The sequence below is a fragment of the Neisseria shayeganii 871 genome (assembly GCF_000226875.1).
GTDB classification, from domain to species: Bacteria; Pseudomonadota; Gammaproteobacteria; order Burkholderiales; family Neisseriaceae; genus Eikenella; species Eikenella shayeganii.
The window spans coordinates 1-705 of sequence record NZ_JH164942.1; the positions used below are offsets into that span (position 1 = coordinate 1).

Annotated in this window: 2 protein-coding genes; both read left to right on the forward strand. The window is 38.2% G+C overall.

What is annotated here, in order from left to right:
- Positions 1 to 64 precede the first annotated feature (64 nt).
- The gene (locus HMPREF9371_RS10890; protein ID WP_009120207.1) at positions 65 to 379 is read left to right on the forward strand and encodes a DEAD/DEAH box helicase family protein; all 315 of its coding nucleotides are present in this window, start codon (positions 65 to 67) and stop codon (positions 377 to 379) included.
- Positions 372 to 705: hypothetical protein (locus tag HMPREF9371_RS12695; protein ID WP_009120208.1), on the forward strand; the 334-nt coding region annotated here is incomplete at its 3' end. The genes HMPREF9371_RS10890 and HMPREF9371_RS12695, both read left to right, overlap by 8 nt.

The following is a 705-nucleotide window of genomic DNA, read 5'->3' on the forward strand; positions in this document are numbered from 1 at the left end:
GGGGATCTGGTGATTTCTATCAATTGCCACCTGTGGATAATTCTGGTCAGCCGAAATTCTGCTTTTGGCTAAAAGTTGGAATAAGGTTATCGAAAACACCGTGGTGTTGAAGCAAGTTTTCAGACAAAAGGGAGATAATGAGTTTATTGATATGTTGAACAATGTGCGTGTTGGGAACTTGAATTATGAAACCATTGAAGCGTTCCAAAAATTGGATCGACAAATCAACTACACTGACGGAATAGAACCAACACAGTTGTACCCAACTTTAAAAGAAGTTCTGATGGCGAATCAAGCAAAATTAAACAGTTTACCAGGGAAAGTATACACTTTCCAAGCCAAAAGATCCAGAAAACCCTTTTCTCGTCAGTATGCTTGATAATAATCTTATGGTGGATAAAGTTCTTCATTTAAAAACGGGGGCCCAAGTCATGTGTGTCAAAAATTTCACTGATGAATTGGTCAATGGTACCTTAGGTACCGTTTTATTTATGGCTACCCGTAAACTTTATATGAAGTTTTTGGAACAATATGTGTATATTGATGCGGAAGACCAGGCGGCGCTTGCTGAAATGAGGTTCGTATGTAATAGAATCGGCAAATCTGGTGGTTTTACCGATCAAGAGAAAGCATTTTTCGACAATATTCCATTGCAACGACAAAGTTTCATTCAATCATGTTGTCATCTAGCTAGTCAAGAATTCG